The organism is Pseudoalteromonas ostreae, assembly GCF_018069805.1.
In the GTDB taxonomy this organism is placed as follows: domain Bacteria; phylum Pseudomonadota; class Gammaproteobacteria; order Enterobacterales; family Alteromonadaceae; genus Pseudoalteromonas; species Pseudoalteromonas ostreae.
In genome coordinates this window covers 1-17851 of sequence record NZ_JAGPYN010000042.1, presented here as the reverse complement: position 1 = coordinate 17851, position 17851 = coordinate 1, and the positions used below count along the sequence as shown (strand labels likewise).

At 39.8% G+C, this 17851-nt stretch carries 18 protein-coding genes and 2 pseudogenes; 14 read left to right on the top strand and 6 right to left on the bottom strand.

Going from position 1 to position 17851, the window contains the following annotated elements; genetic code table 11:
• A pseudogene (locus J7338_RS20120) lies at nt 1-198 on the bottom strand (hypothetical protein); the annotation flags it as partial.
• Nucleotides 199-1385: 1187 nt separating this feature from the next.
• On the opposite strand from J7338_RS20120, the gene J7338_RS20115 reads away from it, so the two are divergent.
• The 9 genes from J7338_RS20115 (at nt 1386) to J7338_RS20075 (ending at nt 7606) form a co-directional block, all read left to right on the top strand.
• On the top strand, nt 1386-1568 hold the full coding sequence (locus tag J7338_RS20115; RefSeq protein ID WP_169020556.1) for a hypothetical protein: 183 nt from the start codon (nt 1386-1388) through the stop codon (nt 1566-1568).
• A gap of 156 nt (nt 1569-1724) precedes the next feature.
• Nucleotides 1725-2375 carry a hypothetical protein gene (locus J7338_RS20110; RefSeq protein WP_210798757.1) on the top strand — a complete coding sequence of 217 codons (651 nt, stop codon included), beginning with the start codon at nt 1725-1727 and terminating at the stop codon, nt 2373-2375.
• 406 nt (nt 2376-2781) lie between these two features.
• Nucleotides 2782-3765 (top strand): tRNA dihydrouridine(20/20a) synthase DusA, encoded by a 984-nt coding sequence (gene dusA / locus J7338_RS20105; RefSeq protein WP_210798761.1) that lies wholly within the window; start codon nt 2782-2784, stop codon nt 3763-3765.
• A 236-nt stretch (nt 3766-4001) separates the two neighbouring features.
• Complete coding sequence (locus tag J7338_RS20100) at nt 4002-4673, top strand: PspA/IM30 family protein (RefSeq protein WP_210798755.1); 672 nt, start codon at nt 4002-4004, stop codon at nt 4671-4673.
• 11 nt (nt 4674-4684) lie between these two features.
• Nucleotides 4685-4891 (top strand): PspC domain-containing protein, encoded by a 207-nt coding sequence (locus J7338_RS20095; protein WP_210798753.1) that lies wholly within the window; start codon nt 4685-4687, stop codon nt 4889-4891.
• Nucleotides 4892-4900: 9 nt separating this feature from the next.
• A complete protein-coding gene (locus J7338_RS20090) occupies nt 4901-5224 on the top strand; it encodes a hypothetical protein (RefSeq protein ID WP_210798751.1) in 324 nt (107 codons plus the stop codon).
• A 101-nt stretch (nt 5225-5325) separates the two neighbouring features.
• Entirely contained in the window at nt 5326-5844 is a 519-nt protein-coding gene (locus tag J7338_RS20085) for a copper chaperone PCu(A)C (protein WP_210798750.1), read from the top strand.
• 8 nt (nt 5845-5852) lie between these two features.
• Complete coding sequence (locus J7338_RS20080; protein ID WP_210798749.1) at nt 5853-6839, top strand: DUF2333 family protein; 987 nt, start codon at nt 5853-5855, stop codon at nt 6837-6839.
• 5 nt (nt 6840-6844) lie between these two features.
• A complete protein-coding gene (locus tag J7338_RS20075) occupies nt 6845-7606 on the top strand; it encodes a TIGR04219 family outer membrane beta-barrel protein (protein ID WP_210798748.1) in 762 nt (253 codons plus the stop codon).
• Nucleotides 7607-7630: 24 nt separating this feature from the next.
• Here the strand turns inward: J7338_RS20075 and J7338_RS20070 are convergent, their stop codons facing one another.
• On the bottom strand, nt 7631-8518 hold the full coding sequence (locus J7338_RS20070) for a TIGR03899 family protein (RefSeq protein WP_210798747.1): 888 nt from the start codon (nt 8516-8518) through the stop codon (nt 7631-7633).
• Complete coding sequence (locus J7338_RS20065) at nt 8487-9008, bottom strand: SRPBCC family protein (protein WP_228733047.1); 522 nt, start codon at nt 9006-9008, stop codon at nt 8487-8489. Before J7338_RS20065 ends, J7338_RS20070 begins: the two co-directional genes overlap by 32 nt.
• A gap of 249 nt (nt 9009-9257) precedes the next feature.
• Between J7338_RS20065 and J7338_RS20060 the strand changes: the two genes are divergently transcribed.
• Nucleotides 9258-11453, top strand: a complete 2196-nt coding sequence (locus tag J7338_RS20060) for a bifunctional diguanylate cyclase/phosphodiesterase (protein WP_210798746.1) — start codon at nt 9258-9260, stop codon at nt 11451-11453.
• Between the two features lie 104 nt (nt 11454-11557).
• Nucleotides 11558-13732 (top strand): YgiQ family radical SAM protein, encoded by a 2175-nt coding sequence (locus tag J7338_RS20055; protein WP_210798744.1) that lies wholly within the window; start codon nt 11558-11560, stop codon nt 13730-13732.
• Between the two features lie 87 nt (nt 13733-13819).
• Here the strand turns inward: J7338_RS20055 and J7338_RS20890 are convergent.
• From J7338_RS20890 to coaBC, 3 genes and pseudogenes are all read right to left on the bottom strand, one after another.
• Nucleotides 13820-14162 (bottom strand): annotated as a pseudogene (locus tag J7338_RS20890) (alpha/beta hydrolase family protein); the annotation flags it as partial.
• 38 nt (nt 14163-14200) lie between these two features.
• A complete protein-coding gene (slmA, locus tag J7338_RS20050) occupies nt 14201-14788 on the bottom strand; it encodes a nucleoid occlusion factor SlmA (RefSeq protein WP_145234700.1) in 588 nt (195 codons plus the stop codon).
• A gap of 115 nt (nt 14789-14903) precedes the next feature.
• Nucleotides 14904-16121: a bifunctional phosphopantothenoylcysteine decarboxylase/phosphopantothenate--cysteine ligase CoaBC gene (gene coaBC, locus J7338_RS20045; RefSeq protein WP_210798743.1), complete on the bottom strand. Its 1218-nt coding sequence runs from the start codon at nt 16119-16121 to the stop codon at nt 14904-14906.
• Between the two features lie 155 nt (nt 16122-16276).
• On the opposite strand from coaBC, the gene radC reads away from it, so the two are divergent.
• The 3 genes from radC to rpmG all read left to right on the top strand — a co-directional run bounded on the left by radC (nt 16277) and on the right by rpmG (nt 17632).
• The gene (gene radC, locus J7338_RS20040; RefSeq protein WP_210798742.1) at nt 16277-16951 is read left to right on the top strand and encodes a RadC family protein; all 675 of its coding nucleotides are present in this window, start codon (nt 16277-16279) and stop codon (nt 16949-16951) included.
• Between the two features lie 277 nt (nt 16952-17228).
• On the top strand, nt 17229-17465 hold the full coding sequence (gene rpmB / locus J7338_RS20035; RefSeq protein WP_004335549.1) for a 50S ribosomal protein L28: 237 nt from the start codon (nt 17229-17231) through the stop codon (nt 17463-17465).
• An 11-nt stretch (nt 17466-17476) separates the two neighbouring features.
• A complete protein-coding gene (gene rpmG, locus J7338_RS20030) occupies nt 17477-17632 on the top strand; it encodes a 50S ribosomal protein L33 (protein ID WP_004335545.1) in 156 nt (51 codons plus the stop codon).
• The last annotated feature ends 219 nt before the right edge of the window (nt 17633-17851 follow it).

The window sequence follows — 17851 nt, the reverse complement described above, 5'->3', positions numbered from 1 at the left end:
CAATTTTATCCAGTCTCTAGAGCATATGCTTTTAACCGTATCAGGAACAGAAATGAATTTATTCCACGCTTGCGAAACCTGTTCGACTATTTCTTCATAACCACTAAACACACGATTAGATAAACAGTGTTGCCGTATCCAACTCCATACTTGCTCTATTGGTATAATAGTACTATTTGATAATTCTCTGTTCCGCATCTAGCTCATATACGAGCTTGCGTGATCAACAATAACCACTGCATGCGTAATATCTGAAATGAATTGTCAGCTATATTTTTACATAAGTATGGGGCTTTAATCGCGCATCTCTGCTCTCTGTATAGGAAAAGTCTGGAACCTTGGGCAATTTAAGCTCAATAAGAGTGACTGGATTCATCTCTATTAGATAAAAAACATAACATATAAAATATCCGTTAACTTGTTTTTGTCCTAACTTTAGGCCAACACTCTTTTACTGAATATTTTGCTTTCATTGTGTATAATCCAGCCCTTAGATTTCTCGCGTACTACGCATTTATTGTCGTGTAGTCGCCTGAAGCAAGACGGCGTTTTTCGATATTATATGAAGCCATGATTTAACCCTAAGTTATTGGTCAGTCCAACCCTATGAGGGGGACTGTATATCGAAAATCGCGGCGATTCAAGGCAATTCAAACTATATGAGTAACACACTAAATAAGGGCTCTAGCCCAGCAGTAGCAGGTAATGCTGGGTTTAGACGGTTTAGCGTGGCCCCGATGCTCGATTGGACAGATAAGTAAGTATTTAAAGGTGTTTAGCAGTGCAAGGGTGCCCATTGGGGGACTCAATGTATTAAGGAAGGGGGACGGGTTTTAGTCACCCTAACAAATTACTCGTTCTGTGTAATCTTATCGACTGGCCAACAACACCTTCACAATTATATTCATCATACTCAGTTATTTTGACCGCTGGGTGATCAGGGTTAACTGATAAAAGCTGGTTGTTCTTTAAATCTGCTATTTTTCAAACAAACAAGCCATTTAAAACAGCAACAATCACATCGCTATACTTAACTGTTGCTGCCCATCAATAATTATTATATCACCATCAAAAATGCCAATTCCTTCCATGCTCCTACATCTAAATTAGAGGTAATCATACTAAGTAGTACAGTCAATTTGATTAATAGAGTATAGCAGGACTGTTTTATAACATTCTGTATGTAATATTTGAGTTGTCTTGGGTTGCTTTTAGTACTATCCTACCAAGATAGTAAGTATATTTATGATTTTTGATGTAGTAGTTGGTGGATGCTGCGATAGCACTCCAGCTTGAATGGGATATAACTAAAGCATAGCTTAAGTCTGTAGTAGTTATCTTTCAATTTGAGACACTCATTTAAAGTGTTTTAGGGGGGAGTTATAATGTTTTTTAAACGCAAAATAGTAGAGCCATCTAGTAATGAGCCTGCTGATACCAAAACACATGAAATAGCAGTTAACATGTCTGGTAATAGCTACTTTATTGTAGACATTGATTCACTTGTTAATAGTAAAGTCGTGCAGCGACAAGTCAAAAAGGCTAAAGAAGCCATACCTAGCACCTAAGAAAGCGTCTGTATGGCGCTTTTTATACGCGAAAATAATAATGATTAAACCTACAGTTATTCTCATCCTCGTTATCACCATTGCAGGCCACCTTTTTTGTAATCGAACCACTTTACAATAACTGACTATAAAAAGTCCCAGGGTTATCACACCTTTTTGTTAGCTGCTTCGTGGGGTTTAGGCCTGTTTTGTGTTTCCTATGTACTCGTTTCTCTATTCGGTCTAACCGAGTTTGGAAGAATATTAGGTGGTGCATTTAAATCTTTTCTAAATATATTAATGCCCGAGGTAGCAGCCAGTCCAAGCGGTATGAATCTAATTGCAGTGTATCTTATGTCTATTTATCTTGGATTCCAACTCCCCAAACTAATTGCATCGTATGCAGCAAGAAAAAATTTACTATATGAAACATGGGAAGCAGCAGCGAAAAAAGACTCTACCCCGGAGTTCTCATCAATAATGTTTAGTTCATGGAAAAAAGGTTTACCTATCGCGTTTACTTTATCTAATAGTAAAGTTTATATAGGTTATATTGTCGAAGCAGGTATAGACACTAATGACTTAAATATACTGCCTCTTGTTAGTGGTTATAGAGATGATGATAAAAAAGATCTTATTTATCTAATTGATTACAAGCCTGTGATAGCAAAAATTCAAGAGCATGAGGGTGCAGATATTAGCCAGTTTTTAATCTCTATCCCACAAAGAGAAATTGTTCATGCCAACTTACATAATTTTGATTATAAAAACCATTTTGATGATGCGCGTTATGATCGAATGGAAACAACGCCGGACGAAAGTAACTAAACAATTGAAAATGAAAGCTCAGTTTAATTAAAAGTATTTACTGAATCGCAGTTAGCTTATTGGCTTAACAAGCTAACTTTATTTCATATTTTGGAAGAGTGAGTGTTCACCACATCATGTTGTAGTTGGTAGTTATCATCACTCCTTCTATTAATTGATTAATAATTCAGACACTATGGTATATAACGCTAGATATACTGCATTTTCACAGTCTGTTTGTGTATAATCCCCACCTAATTTAATATTTTCAATTATCAACTAGCAAAGCTATGTAAGCTATTGATCTGTCCTACTCTGCGAGGGTGCCTATAGGGGGCCCATCTAAGTAATTCAAGGTAATTCAGGGCAATTCAAAGCAACTCGGAGCAGTAATTTTATGAATGAAGAAACCCTTGAAGGTGTTGTAATGTCTGGTGACCTAGTAAAAACAAGCTTTCGTAGAATGTCCGTTGCCCCGATGCTCGATTGGACAGACCGCCATTGCCGTACCTTTCATCGTAAAATGACCAAGCATGCGGTGCTTTATACCGAAATGGTAACAACCGGTGCAATTTTATTTGGGCGTGGTGATTATCTACACTTTAATACACATGAAAACCCTGTTGCTTTGCAATTAGGTGGCTCTGATCCTGAAGCTTTGGCAAAGTGTGCAAAATTGGCTGCTGAACGCGGTTATGATGAAGTAAATCTCAATGTTGGTTGCCCGTCAGATCGAGTGCAAAATGGTCGCTTTGGTGCGTGTTTAATGGGGGAGCCACAGCTTGTTGCTGATTGTATTGCAGCAATGAAGGCAGAGGTTACTATTCCTGTTACGGTGAAAACACGCATTGGTATTGATGAGCAGGATTCATATGAGTTTTTATGTGCGCTGATCGAAGCGAGTCATAAAGTTGGCTGTGATGACTTTATTATTCATGCCCGTAAAGCATGGCTAAAGGGATTAAGTCCGAAAGAAAACCGTGAAGTTCCACCACTTGATTATCCGCGTGTTTATCAACTGAAGAAAGATTATCCGCAACTTGATTTGAGCTTAAATGGTGGTGTTAAAACGATTGCAGGTAGTCTTGCGCATTTAGCCCATATCGATGGTGTAATGATAGGTCGAGAAGCTTATAGTAATCCATTTATATTAAGTGAAGTGGACGAGAAGATTTACGGTGATACTGCGTGTGCATTATCTCGTCATGACGTGGTGCGCTCAATGTATAGTTATATTGAAGATGAAATGCGCCAAGGCGCTAATTTTTGGCACATAGCTCGCCATATGTTGGGTATTTTCCAAGGCCAACCAGGGGCGCGAGGATTTAGACGTCATTTATCTGAAAACGGTCATGGTAAGCAAGCCGATTTATCAGTAATGGATAAAGCTTTAAGTTTTGTGCCTGAGTAGCTGAAATTTTGAATATGAAAAGCCACTTTTTAGTGGCTTTTTTTGATCCTAAAATTTAGTCAAAATATCACTTTTTTAGTTAATTTAACGTATTTTAATTTAGCTGAAAGTCACTTTTAAATTGATGTTACCTTTCTATCCTATTGTTATTTATTGTTTTAGTTGTTTTTTTAACGACATGGCATAAGTCTTGGAATCTCTTTGATGTAATCACCCATAATCAACAGGAGAAAATCATGGGCCTAATGAATCGTGTTAATGATCTAATTCAATCAAATCTAGTCACTGTGCTTGATAAAGCAGAGGATCCAGCAAAACTACTTAATTTACTTATTATCGAGATGCAACAAGCTCTGAATGAGTGCCGTACTACCGCTGCAGCGATTTTGTGTGAAGAAAAAGCATTGAAACGCCAGCAAAGCGATAAGTTAACATCCATAGCACAATGGCAAGAAAAAGCCGAAATAGCCATCAGTAAAGGCCGAGATGATTTAGCCACAGCCGCATTAAAAGAAAAGCAGCGTGTAGCCACTGATATGGCAGCTGTTGAACCTGAGCTTGTTAAATTAACTGATTCATTGGCCAAGTTAGCTGACGATGCACAGCGTTTACAAGACAAACTTAGTGCTGCTAAAGCAAAGCAGCAAAGCTTAACTCAGGTGCATAGTGTTTTAAATGCACGAGTACGAGTTAATCAACAGTTGCATAGCGATAAAGTGGCACATGCACTGTCGCGTTTTGATGTGATTGAGCGCCGAGTTGAGGTAATTGAATCACAAGTGGAAACATACGAAACGACAACAGCTAATCAATCTGACACGGCAATGAAAATTGATGCGCTTGTTAAAGACGAAGCCTTGGATAAAGAGCTTGCAGCACTTAAAGCTAAAGTAAAACAGTCGGCTTAGGAGTTATAAAAATGAATACATTTAATAACAATACTCAATGGTGTAAAGATCCATTAAATAAAAAAATATCGGGAGTATGTAGTGGCTTAGCGCGTCGGTTTGAATTTCCGATTTGGGCAACTCGATTAGCAACTATTGTACTGTTTATTCAGTTCCCACTATTTATAGGTGCGGGTTATTTAATTGCACATTGTTGTTTAGACAACAAGGTTTATTAGGAGATCGCCATGAAAATTATTGCACTGTGTCTACTAGCAGCATTGTTTATCGCTGCTAGTCCATTTGAGATAATGCAGTTTGACTCATGGCAGCTCCCTTTGTGGATTGCTGACTTGAGTTGGGTTGGCATTGAACTATTTGGTGCATTAGTGGCTGTGGTGGTCGTTATTGCCATTATTGCGCTGGTTAGTGTTGGTTTGATTGGCGCAGGTCTAATAATAGGAGTCGGCGTGATGCTGGCTTTGTTGTTTGGTTCTGTGATGATCGCATGGCCGCTACTGCTGATTGTTTTTCTGTGTTGGTTAGTCGCGGATAATAAAAAGGTCGCATAGTTTGTCACAAAGAGGTTATCTTAAATACTAATTTAGCTGACTATTTTTTCGCAAATATGCTAAATTTAGCACTTAAAGTGATTACTATAACAAGGATCGACATGACTCTTAAACCATTACTAACTATTTTTACAGTGGCTTTTTTAGCTATAGGCCTATACTCATCAGCGCTATTTGCTCATGCAGAGCATCAACATGATACAGCAAGCAATATTGTAGTTAGCAATGCTCAAGTAAGGGGGTTTTTACCTGGGAGTCAATCCAGTGTTGGTTATTTAACGCTTTTTAATCATGGAGATACGACAGTGACATTAATAAAGGCTAGCCTTGAGGGCTTAGGACGAGTTGAAGTGCATGAACACCGCCATGTTAATGGCATGATGAAAATGAAAAAAGTAGATGCCTTAGAGATCAAAGCACATCAACAGCTAGACTTTAAACCAGGCGGTTATCATTTAATGGTTTTTGAACCAAAAGAGCCGTTAAAAATAGGTCAAGAACTCAAACTCACGCTATATTTTAGCAATGGAGATCGTGTCTTTAATCAAGCTACAGTGATTTCATTAGAAAGCCAAGTAGAACAAGAATCACAATCTAAGCAGCCCCATACACATCACTAGGAGGTTAAATGTCACAACATAAAGGGAAAATTATATCTGGGCTAATATTAGTCTTTATTTTATTTTATGCGATATCAGTGTATTGGAGTGTTGAGCCAAGCCGTGTAAATGTGATCACGCAAGCCAAACAGGATGCGCAGCAGCGTGGCGAAAAACTAGTAACAGGTTACACTACGACCACTGCTTTGATTAATGTTGCTAGCACATTATTGAATAAACCTGGCGGCTATTTATCAAATGATGTAATACCTCCGAGCATTCTTATGGATAATATGCCAGCTTGGGAATATGGCGCATTAGAAATGACACGCGATTTGGCGCTATCAATGCGTAAAGACTTTAGCCGTTCACAGTCGCAATCGACCGAACATGAAGCCCTAAAAAAAGCTCAACCACAATTTAATATCAGTTCAGAAGCATGGGCGTGGCCAAGTGCCGAAAGTGAGTACCAAAAAGGCATTGATTTATTAATTGTTTACCGTACTCAAATAGCAGACCAAAATAGCCGTGACAGCCAGTTTTACGCGCGAGCAGACAACCTACGTGGCTGGTTAAAAGAAGCTGAAAAACGCCTTGGTAGTTTAAGTCAGCGTTTAAGTGCCAGTGTAGGTCAAGATCGGTTAAATACTGATCTAGCTGGTGATAAAGAAGCACACCAAGCAACTTATGCTCCATTACAAAATCAAATTAAAACTTCTTGGTGGAAAATTGATGATGTGTTTTATGAATCACGCGGTGCAACTTGGGCCTTATTACATTTTTTGCAAGCAGTAGAATATGATTTTGCTGATGTATTAGAGAAAAAGAATGCAGGTGTGAGCTTACAACAAATTATACGTGAGCTGGAAGCAACCCAAGAGACTGTTTGGAGTCCGATGATTTTAAATGGTAATGGTTTTGGTTTTGTTGCTAACCACTCATTAGTAATGGCAAATTATATATCAAGAGCCAATGCGGCTCTTATTGAACTTAGCGAACTTTTAGCGCAAGGATAAAAAACATGAAAAAGTACTGTTTAGCCGCTGCCCTTTCGATGGCATTTTTGGCTCCAGCGGCTCACGCTGACACCCTTTTAGGTTTATATGTTGGTGTTGATGGCTGGCAATCTGATAATTCAGGTAGCTTTTCTGATAGCGGTAATATGCAAGACTTTAATTTTGAAGATGAAACCTTCATCAGTTACTACGCAGCGCTTGAGCATCCAATTCCATTAGTACCAAATATTAAGCTAAAGTATACCGAGCTTGAGTTAAATGGCTCAACCTTGCTTGATGAAACGTTTGAGTTTGGTGGTACTTCATTTACAACCAATACTACTGCAACTACGGTCAGTGATTTATCACACGTTGATTATATTTTGTACTATGAAATATTTGATAATGACTTATTGTCTATCGACTTAGGCGTAAATGCTAAGCAGTTTGATGGCGATATTGTTGTTACCGGTACTGCTAATGGCAAAACAACAACAGAAACTGTCGATTTTTCAGGTTTTGTGCCATTAGTTTATGGTCGTGCTGAAGTAGGATTACCTTTAACGGGTTTAAGTGTCTTCTTTGAAGGCAGCTTACTTGCTATCGATGATAGTAAAGTACAAGACTATCAAGCGGGTATTGCATGGGCTCTACTTGATAACTTAGCGGTAGATTTAGATATCAAAGCGGGTTACCGTAAAATGACGCTAGAGCTTGATGATATTGATAACCTATATACTGATATCGATACATCTGGTCCATTTGCAGGTATACAAATTCACTTCTAATTTGTTCACTTTAGCGTGGCGCTGTTATTTAATTGTGTGCCACGCTAATTCAAACTCTTCCTCAAGTGAGCTGATTAGCAGTTGCTTATAAGCCTTATTAATCGGCGTGTTAATCAATTTTCGAAGTTCATCACCCGTTTGCGTGAATTTATAGTAGCTGAGCACTAAATCGTTATTTTTTGGTTTGAGTACGACCTGTTGGGTTAAAAATGTCAGATTCATTTCTTGGCCCGCCTTAAGCGCTGCAGACTCAATTTCTTTACGGTAGATTAGGCCGATATCCATCAAAGTTAATACATCAGGAAAGCTGATCCCAGCCTTACCTAAGTTAAATGACACTTTATTACCTTTGCGTAGCAAATCAAATAGCGAAGGTTTTTTATAAAAGCCCAATAAAATTAAATGGCTATTATCCTTTTCATTATAGCCACAAATCGCGGTGCATTTTTGTAGTGCATCCGCTTCGCGCTGGGTCATTTGTTTAAGTGTTTGCAAGCTTTTAATTGAAAATGTTCCTGGGGATACCGTTTCTCCCGCTAAAATCTTTGCCCACAGCTTCTGCATTGATTCGTTTGAAGTATCTTCACATAGGGCAATAAAGCGTTCGACCCAATCACTGTCAGGCTGCCCTTTACTGGTTACGTCTGGACAAAAATCCATTGCCATGGCCATAATTGCTTCAATATTTTGTTGTTGTTTGATAAGGAGCAATTGTTGGCGATATTGGGCTCTATTAAGGGTTGAATTATCACTATTGACTTGATAGGGCAGTTTACTTTGCCCTTGAGGACCATAACTGTCATCACTGGCACTGGAAAGGCGAATGGAACAGGTTTTACTCATAGAGTAACCAAGTTTGGTTTCAATTATATGGGCAAGGTTAATTTTTGCTTGGGCTGTTTGAATCGTCATAGATCTTCTCGCTGTGCGTGGCTGTTTGCAGCTGTGCAGTCGTTTTTAAGTTATTAAGCCCAAGTCTCACCGTATTAGCCAAAATATATTGGCTAAATAGTGCTAAATAACCACCTAAAATCGAAGTGGTAACTTCACCCTCTAATAAGCATGTCACTTGATTGCCATTAGCTAGTGGTGAAAAAGAGACCACGCCTGTAACAATATACTCTTCATTAAAGAGAATATTGAAGTTGATTTTAGTGCTGCTGATATCGGTAATGGTCATTTCACCAAACCCCCAGTTACTTTGCCAAAACTGATGAGCACCAACACCAGAACTAGGCTCTCCAAGAGTGAAAACAATACTTGGATCTACTTTTTGCCAAGGTGACCAGCTAGACCACTTTGTAAAATCACTAAGCAATGGGCTGATATCTGTTTGCGGAGCATGAATTTTAATGCTCTTTTGGATTTGGTATTGCTGTGGTAATAGCAGCCCAATTACCAAAATAATTAAAGTAATCAGAAAAATAAATTTAGTAATCCTGGGCAAAATATTAATGACTGTTCCTTAAGTTATAATTTTACTGTCGCGCAGCAAGGTGCTGAATATCGACTATAATCTGTAAAACAATATTCACTAATCATCGATATTAATACTGTATCATAAGTTAAATAGTGATAACTTATTAGTCAATAACTGAATTGTCTCAATATTAAATGATGGCGCGTAATATTTGAATTTAAAGGATTTGGAATGACGTCAGAACACAATGATTTTTTATTTTTCAACCATGAAGACGAACCTCAGGAAGAAGATGTGCCTAAGGATTACTGGGATGTTCTGATTGTTGATGACGATCCTGAAATTCACACTGTAACGGAACTTGCACTATCAGGCGTTGAGTTTTGGGGGAGAACACTGCGTTTTCATCATGCTTATTCTGGCACTGAAGCTGTTGAACTGTTAGCTAACACTAATAATGTGTCGGTATTACTGCTAGATGTCGTCATGGAATCCGATGATGCGGGCTTAAAAGTGGTCAAAGAAGTGCGTGATATATTGAAAAACCATAACGTACGTATTATCTTACGGACAGGTCAGCCTGGATATGCGCCTGAAGAGCAAGTGATCCGTGAATACGATATTAATGATTATAAAACTAAAACCGAACTCACCCGCAGCAAGCTAGTTACCACCTTAGTTACAGCGATTCGCTCATACGAGCAAGTTTGCCAGCTTGAATATCAAAGCAAAGCGTTAAATAATATTCTGCTAGCCTCAAAGGCTATTTTAGGTTTTACCGACATCAAAGCATTTACTATGGCGGTGATTAAGCAGCTCTCGGTAATTTTAGATTGTGCACCAAGAGGGGTTGTGTGTGGTAGTTTGGATGATAGCTACCAGGTTCAAGTGCTGGGAGGTTGTGCTGAGTTTAATGCTTTTATTGGGCAGGGTGTAGAGCAACTTGATGATGGGCGAATTATTTTGCAAGTGCAAAATTGTTTTAAGTTTGGCGAGCATCAGCACACTGATCACGACACTACATTTTTATTGAAAAGTAAAAACCGTCAGGCAGCTATTTACTTAGAGTATGTTAGCAAACCAAGTTTAACACAATTGCAATTTGCGGAAATTTTCTTAACAAATGTCAGTGTGGGCTTAGATAACGTCAGACTTTTTAATAAACTCAGAGATGCAGCTTACAAAGATGTGTTAACTGGTCTTGCCAATAGGACTGATTTTATTGAACAGATTGAAAAGTATCATAGATTAAATAGTAACGAGTATCTATTTATCCTAATTGATGTAGCACACTTTTCAGATATCAATAATGGCTTAGGCCAAGAAGTAGGAAATCACTTACTCACTTCAATCGTTGAACGACTCAAGCAAGAATATCCAAGTGCTAAATTGCTATCACGAATTGGTGCGGATGTATTTGGTTTTTTAGTTGAACGCGATGGATTTGATTTAAACGAATTAAGTGAAAATTTAAATTTGCCGTTTGCAGCAGCGGAGCATCTGTTACCAGCTAATTTTAAAATAGGGTTGTGCGAGCAACAGGACTTTCAAATCAGTGGTATTGAAACACTTAAGCTTGCCTATATCGCACTGAATCACGCTAAGAAAGGTAATCAAGGAAATGTCGTTTGTTATACTTCCGATATGGAAGAACAAATGACTTGGCGATTAGGTATTATTCGTCAGCTTCGCCAAGACTTTGAAAATAATAAATTGGAAGTATGGTATCAACCGCAGTTGGCGTTTAGTGATATGTCATTAAAAGGCTGTGAAGCATTACTACGTTGGCCATCGGGACAAGGTAACTATATTTCCCCTGAGATCTTTGTTCCACTTGCTGAAGATGCTGGGCTAATTGTTGCGATTGGTCAATGGGTATTAGAACAGGCTTGCCAGCAGCAAAAACGACTTGAAAATCAAGGTGTTGAAATTTGCATAGCTGTCAATGTGTCGGTGCCGCAATTTAAAGTGAAAGGCTACGCACAACAAGTAAAAGATACCTTACTGAAATACCAGGTAAAACCAAAAAATATTGAATTAGAAGTCACTGAAAGTGTTGTGATGGATGAGCTTTCGATGGTTATTGAAACACTACAAGATCTAAAAGAGTTTGGTATTGAAGTGGCTATAGATGATTTTGGTACTGGTTTCTCATCACTCAGTTATTTGCAAAAATTACCGTTGGATAGGTTGAAGATAGATCGAGCATTTGTCAAAGATTTACCCGAAAAAGACAGCGGTGCAATTGCCAAGCTGGTTATAGCTCTTGGCGCGCAGCTTGGGTTAAAGACCATTGCAGAAGGGGTTGAAACACAAGCTCAAGCCGATTTTCTTAAACAATTAGGTTGTGATGAAGTGCAAGGTTTTATGTATGCTAAACCAATGCCAGAAGTTGAGCTTATTCAATATATTGAAAGTAAAAAATAGCACTAGTGTTGCAACCTATTGGGCGCAATCGTAAATAGCTAATATCGCTTATTCATTTATTCGGGTATACTTTGCGACCTTTTTTAAAGCAATTGGTTACTTTTATGAGCGCACTTAAAGCCAAGCGGGCGTTATTCTCATACCCTAAATATTGGGCTGAGTGTTACGGCACCGCACCATTTTTACCAACTACACGCGAAGAAATGGATGCACTTGGCTGGGATAGCTGCGATATCATCATAATTAGTGGCGATGCCTATGTTGATCATCCTAGTTTTGGTATGGCGGTTATTGGCCGCGTACTTGAAGCACAAGGCTTTCGAGTCGGTATCATCGCGCAGCCTGATTGGCAATCAAAAGATGCCTTTATGGCACTTGGTAAGCCTAATTTATTCTTTGGTGTTACAGCCGGTAATATGGACTCGATGATCAACCGTTATACGGCTGAAAAACGGATGCGTCATGATGATGCCTACACCCCAGGTAACATCGGCGGTAAACGCCCTGATCGCGCGGTGATGATCTATTCTCAAAAATGTCGTGAAGCCTACAAAGGCGTACCTATTGTTATTGGCGGTATTGAAGCCAGCCTGCGTCGAATTGCCCATTATGATTACTGGCAAGAAAAAGTTCGTCGTAGTATTTTATTTGATGCCAAAGCTGATATTCTTATTTACGGTAATGCTGAGCGACCGTTAATAGAAGTTGCTCATCGTATTGCCGCAGGCGAAACTATGGATACTATTCAAGATATCCGTGGGACGGCGGTTATTCGTAAAGAGCCATTACCGGGCTGGCGTGGTAGTGATTCCACCGCGATTGATAAAATTGGTAAAATTGACCCAATTCCAAACCCATATGGTGCGGATGATGTGGGTTGTAGTAAAAGCGAATTTAAAAAAGCGGGTATTGATTTACAAGCAGAAGCGGCAAAACCAATTACCATTCAGCCTGCGCGTCCTAAGCCATGGGAAAAAACTTACGTCAAGCTACCTGCGTTTGAGCAAGTCAGTGTTAATAAACCACTATACGCTCATGCATCACGTATTTTACACCAAGAAACGAATCCTGGTTGTGCTCGTGCGTTATTCCAACGTCATGGTGATCGCTCTATTTGGGTGAATCCACCCGCATATCCACTTGAAACACATGAAATGGATGCCGTATTTGGTTTACCGTATCAACGTATACCGCACCCAAGCTATGGTGATGCGAAGATCCCTGCATACGATATGATTAAAACGTCAGTCAATATTATGCGTGGTTGCTTTGGCGGTTGTTCGTTCTGCTCTATCACAGAGCATGAAGGGCGCATTATTCAAAGCCGCTCGCAAGAGTCGATCATTGAAGAAATAGAACAAATTCGTGACAAAGTACCAGGGTTTACCGGGGTTATATCAGACTTGGGCGGCCCAACTGCCAACATGTATAAACTACGCTGTAAGAGCAAAAAAGCAGAGAGTACCTGCCGGCGTTTATCATGTGTGTATCCAGATATTTGTAAGCATATGGACACCGACCATACGCCAACAATCGAGTTATATAAAAAAGCCCGCGAAGTAAAAGGGGTGAAAAAAATCCTCATTGCTTCAGGCGTACGTTATGACCTAGCGGTACAAGACCCACGTTACGTAAAAGAGCTAGTAACCCATCATGTGGGGGGGTATTTAAAAATAGCACCAGAGCATACCGAAGACGGTCCATTATCGAAAATGATGAAGCCGGGTATGGGCGCATATGATCAGTTCAAAGAGCTATTTGATAAATACTCAAAAGAAGCGGGTAAAAAGCAGTACTTGATCCCTTATTTTATATCTGCGCATCCTGGCACTAAAGACGAAGACATGGTGAACATGGCTTTGTGGTTAAAGTCGAACGATTTTAAACTAGATCAAGTGCAAAATTTTTATCCGTCACCGATGGCCAATGCTACCACGATTTATCACACTGGGATGAACTCGCTGCGTAATATTAAAAATAATACTGAGCAAGTACCGGTGCCAAAAGGTGCGCGTCAACGTCGTTTACATAAAGCGATATTGCGTTACCACGATCCAGCAGGTTGGCCGATGATCCGTGAAGCACTGCGCAGTATGGGGAAAGCCAAGTTGATTGGTAAAGGGCCAAACTGTTTAGTGCCAGAAGAAACCCGTGATGAAAAATCGCTTAAAGCAGGCAAGGGCGGTCGCCCTGCACTGAGTCGTCATACCGGTTTTAGTCAGTTTAAAAAGGCTAATACTAAGCCAAGAGTGGGTGGTAACCGCCAACGAGCTAGGTAACTTTACGCCAAACTAAAACGCCCAGCATTTGTTGGGCGTTTTAGTTTGTGGCTGGTTACTATTTGCTCACCATTCAATGTGAGCTTTACCTTCAGACTGTAAAAGTGGCGTGTATTTATCACCAAACATGATTAAATTCGGCGCATTTACTTTATCAGCTAAGAATACCGATGAGTTTTCGATGTAAAGCTTTGGCGTTTTAAATAAGGTTTTACCGATACGGCTTTGTCCAGTTTCATATTGGAATTGATGCGCTAAACCTGATTTTAATTAAATGCCGCTATATGCACTGGTCATGTTAAACACGGGGGCACCTGATACCGCAGCTTTGAACATATCAGTTTGGGTGATCATAAAGACACTTTGATAACAATGTGACCTTGCAAGCCAATTTATTTTGGGTTGCAATGCCTAAATCAATCAGCTTTTGGTGGCATTGAGTGTGGTTTACGTTGACGATTTTAGGCGCTAAAGCCATATTTTTTGTAATTCTAACCACTGTTTTTCAAATTGTGCGCTAGGTTTAGCTTTAAAGTCACTGCGTACGAATTGATTCATTTTTCCTTCGATATAGGCAAGTAAAAAGTTGGCGATGGTTAGCTCATCACTTTGAAAGGTTTTCCCTTCGCGTAGTTTTCGTTCACGCAGTACTTGTTTTAGCTGAGTTTCAAGCTTTTCAAACAGGCTTTGTACACGTTCACGTAACCGTTCTTGTTCACCTTGCAGAGCATCACCAGTTAAAATGCGGGTGATCCCTGGATTTTTTTCAGCAAAGGCCAACAGTAATAATAAAATATTATAGATACGGCTTTGAGTTTCTTTTTCGTTTTCAAGAATGAGATTTATGCGTGACAACAAAGTGTCTTCAATAAACTCTATTAAGCCTTCAAACATCCGTGCTTTACTCGGGAAATGACGATAAAGCGCAGCTTCAGAAACACCTACCTCAGCAGCTAATTTTGCTGTTGTGATACGTTGGCCTGGGCTAGTTTCTAACATCTGTGCGAGTGCTTGTAGTATTTGCTCTTTGCGATTACTTCTTTTTGTCGCAGGCATGAACATTCCTTTCTTTATAATTATTTACTTAGCTTTTGGCGGCTACTTATCACTCACTTTTTAAGCAAGCGATAAGGGCTATGTTAATGTTTTATTCAGTTTCTTGCCAGCCTTTTTACAACCGTTTCGCAAGCTCAGTCATTACGTTCAATGCCAGTGCGCTTTTGGTATCGATAGTTAATTCTTTTTGCTCATTGTGCCAGAATAATGTTAAAGCATTATGATCTGAATTAAAGCCAAGGCCATTTTGCGATACGTCATTAGCGCAGATCATATCCAAGTTTTTATTGCTGAGCTTGCCTTTCGCATAGCTTGCGACATCTTGAGTTTCTGCGGCAAAGCCAACTGTATACGGGCGACCTTCTGTAAGGCTCGCAACTGCGGCAATTACATCTGGATTTTTAACCAAAGTGAGCGTCAATTCATCGCCTTGCTTTTTCATTTTCTGCTTGGCAATCGCTGCGGCACGATAATCGGCAACAGCGGCGCAACCAATAAATGCATCCGATTTTGGAGCAAAAATAAGCGATTGTTCAAGCAGTTGTTCAGCGCTCTCAATATTAATTAGATTTACGCCTGCTGGTGGTGCAATTGTTACCGGACCTGAAATCAGGTTAACCGTTGCCCCTAAACTCACTGCGGCATGAGCAAGTCCAAAGCCCATTTTACCAGAGCTGTGATTCGATATAAAACGCACCGGGTCGAGCGCTTCACGGGTTGGTCCTGCGGTGATTGTAATTGTTTTACCAGCGAGCAGTTGCGGTTGCGAAGGTTGCGTGCATAGTACCACTAACTGATGTGGTTCAAGCATTCGCCCTGCACCTACATCACCACAGGCTTGTTCACCCTTACCTGGGCCCCAAATTGCAATGCCGCGCTGTGCTAACGTGGATAAATTAGCCTGCGTTGCAGGGTGAGCATACATTTGCTGATTCATTGCTGGCGCAACCGCTACTTTGGCTGGCGTTGCTAATAGCAAAGTAGTGAGTAAGTCATCGGCAATGCCTGCGGCCATTTTTGCGATGATATTAGATGTAGCAGGAGCAACTAAAATTAAATCAGCCCATTTGGCAAATTCAATATGACCCATAGCGGCTTCAGCTGAGGGGTCGAGCAAAGAGTCTGATACCATTTCACCACTGACCGCTTGCATGGTAAGTGGTGTGATAAAGTGTTTTGCTGATTCAGTCATCACCACTTTGACATCACAGCCTTGCTCTTTTAATCGCCTAACTAGTTCGGCACATTTATAAGCGGCAATACCACCACTGATCCCCAGTACAATTTTTTTATTCGCTAGTTCTGTCGCTAAATTGGTCATTAACTTTGTCATATTCTGCTGAAACTGTTTGTCGATATGCGCTAACGATAGCAAATCTTTGTGCAAGGGACGAAGTTTTAATATGGAATTTTATTGTCAGTTAAGCAGGCGGAATTTTATTTTTGCATTACAGTTAAATCATAAGATTACTTTTCAGGGACGAAATAATGCAATTGACCTCTTTACCAAGTAGCCAGCGGCCACGTGAAAAGTTATTAGCCAAAGGGGCTAAATCACTAAGTGATGCTGAGTTATTAGCGATATTTTTGCGCACCGGTTTGCCGGGTATGAATGCAGTGGAACTTGCACAACATTTAATGACACAAAATCAAACTTTACATAATTTATTTAATGCATCAATTGAAGATTTTTGTGCACAAAAAGGCTTGGGCACAGCAAAATTTGTGCAACTTCAAGCAGTACTGGAATTGAGCCGTCGTTATATGATGGAGCAATGTCAGCGCGAAGCGGTATTTAATTCTCCGCAATCAGTATATGACTATTTAACGATTGAGCTGCGAGGCTTGCAGCAAGAAGTATTTATGGTGTTGTATTTAGATAGTCAGAATCGCTTAATTAAAGAAGAAACACTTTTTTATGGCACTATTAATGCGGCATCTGTTTACCCAAGAGAAGTCGTCAAAGCGGCTTTAAAAAATAACGCTGCGGCACTTATTTTGGCTCATAATCATCCATCAGGTATTGCTGAACCAAGCCAAGCTGATAAATTAATTACCACTAAATTGCAGCAAGCTTTGCAATTAGTCGATATAAATATTTTAGATCACATCGTTGTTGGGGGGGATAATTGTATTTCGTTTGCTGAACGAGGCTTGATTTAAGCGTATTCAAATCACTAAGCGTGTTAAAAATGAGCGGTTTAGTGTTTATTTGCAAATTAGTTTAATTTAAATGCAGTTTTTACTTTCCCTAAGGGCATTCGATCTTTATAATTAGCCGCTATCAAATTTACACATGAGCTGGTTGGATTAGATCAATCACTTGATCTTTGCCTGTATAAGCTGTATAAAGAGCGCCCTTCGATTTATCCCTGGGGCACAAAATACATAGCCTAGGGGACAAATTAAGCTCGAGCGAAGTTATTGGAGATATATAGACATGTCTAAAGTATGTCAAGTTACAGGTAAGCGTCCTGCGGTTGGTAATCACCGTTCACACGCGAGAAACGCGACTAGACGTCGTTTCCTACCTAACCTACAAACACACCGTTTTTGGGTTGAAAGTGAAAAACGTTTTGTAACATTACGCACTACTACTAAAGGTATGCGTATTATCGATAAAAAAGGCATCGACACGGTTCTTACTGAAATCCGTGCTCGCGGCGTAAAAGTTTAAGGACCTGAGTCATGCGTGATAAGATCCGTTTAGTTTCTACAGCTGGTACTGGTTTTTTCTACACTACCGACAAGAACAAGCGTAACATGCCGGAAAAAATGGAAATCAAAAAGTTTGATCCAAAAATCCGTAAACATGTTCTTTTCAAAGAAGCTAAAATCAAGTAATTTTAGTTTTCTATGAATATCAAAAACCCAGCTTAGGCTGGGTTTTTTGTTTTAAATTGGCCGTCAGCCGTCAGCCGTCAGCCGTCAGCCGTCAGCCATCAGATATCGAGCTCCAGGCATAAAAAAACCTTGCAGACAAAGCCCACAAGGTTAATATTTTTACAGCTTACAGCTTACAGCTTACAGCTTACAGCTTACAGCTTACAGCTTACAGCTTAC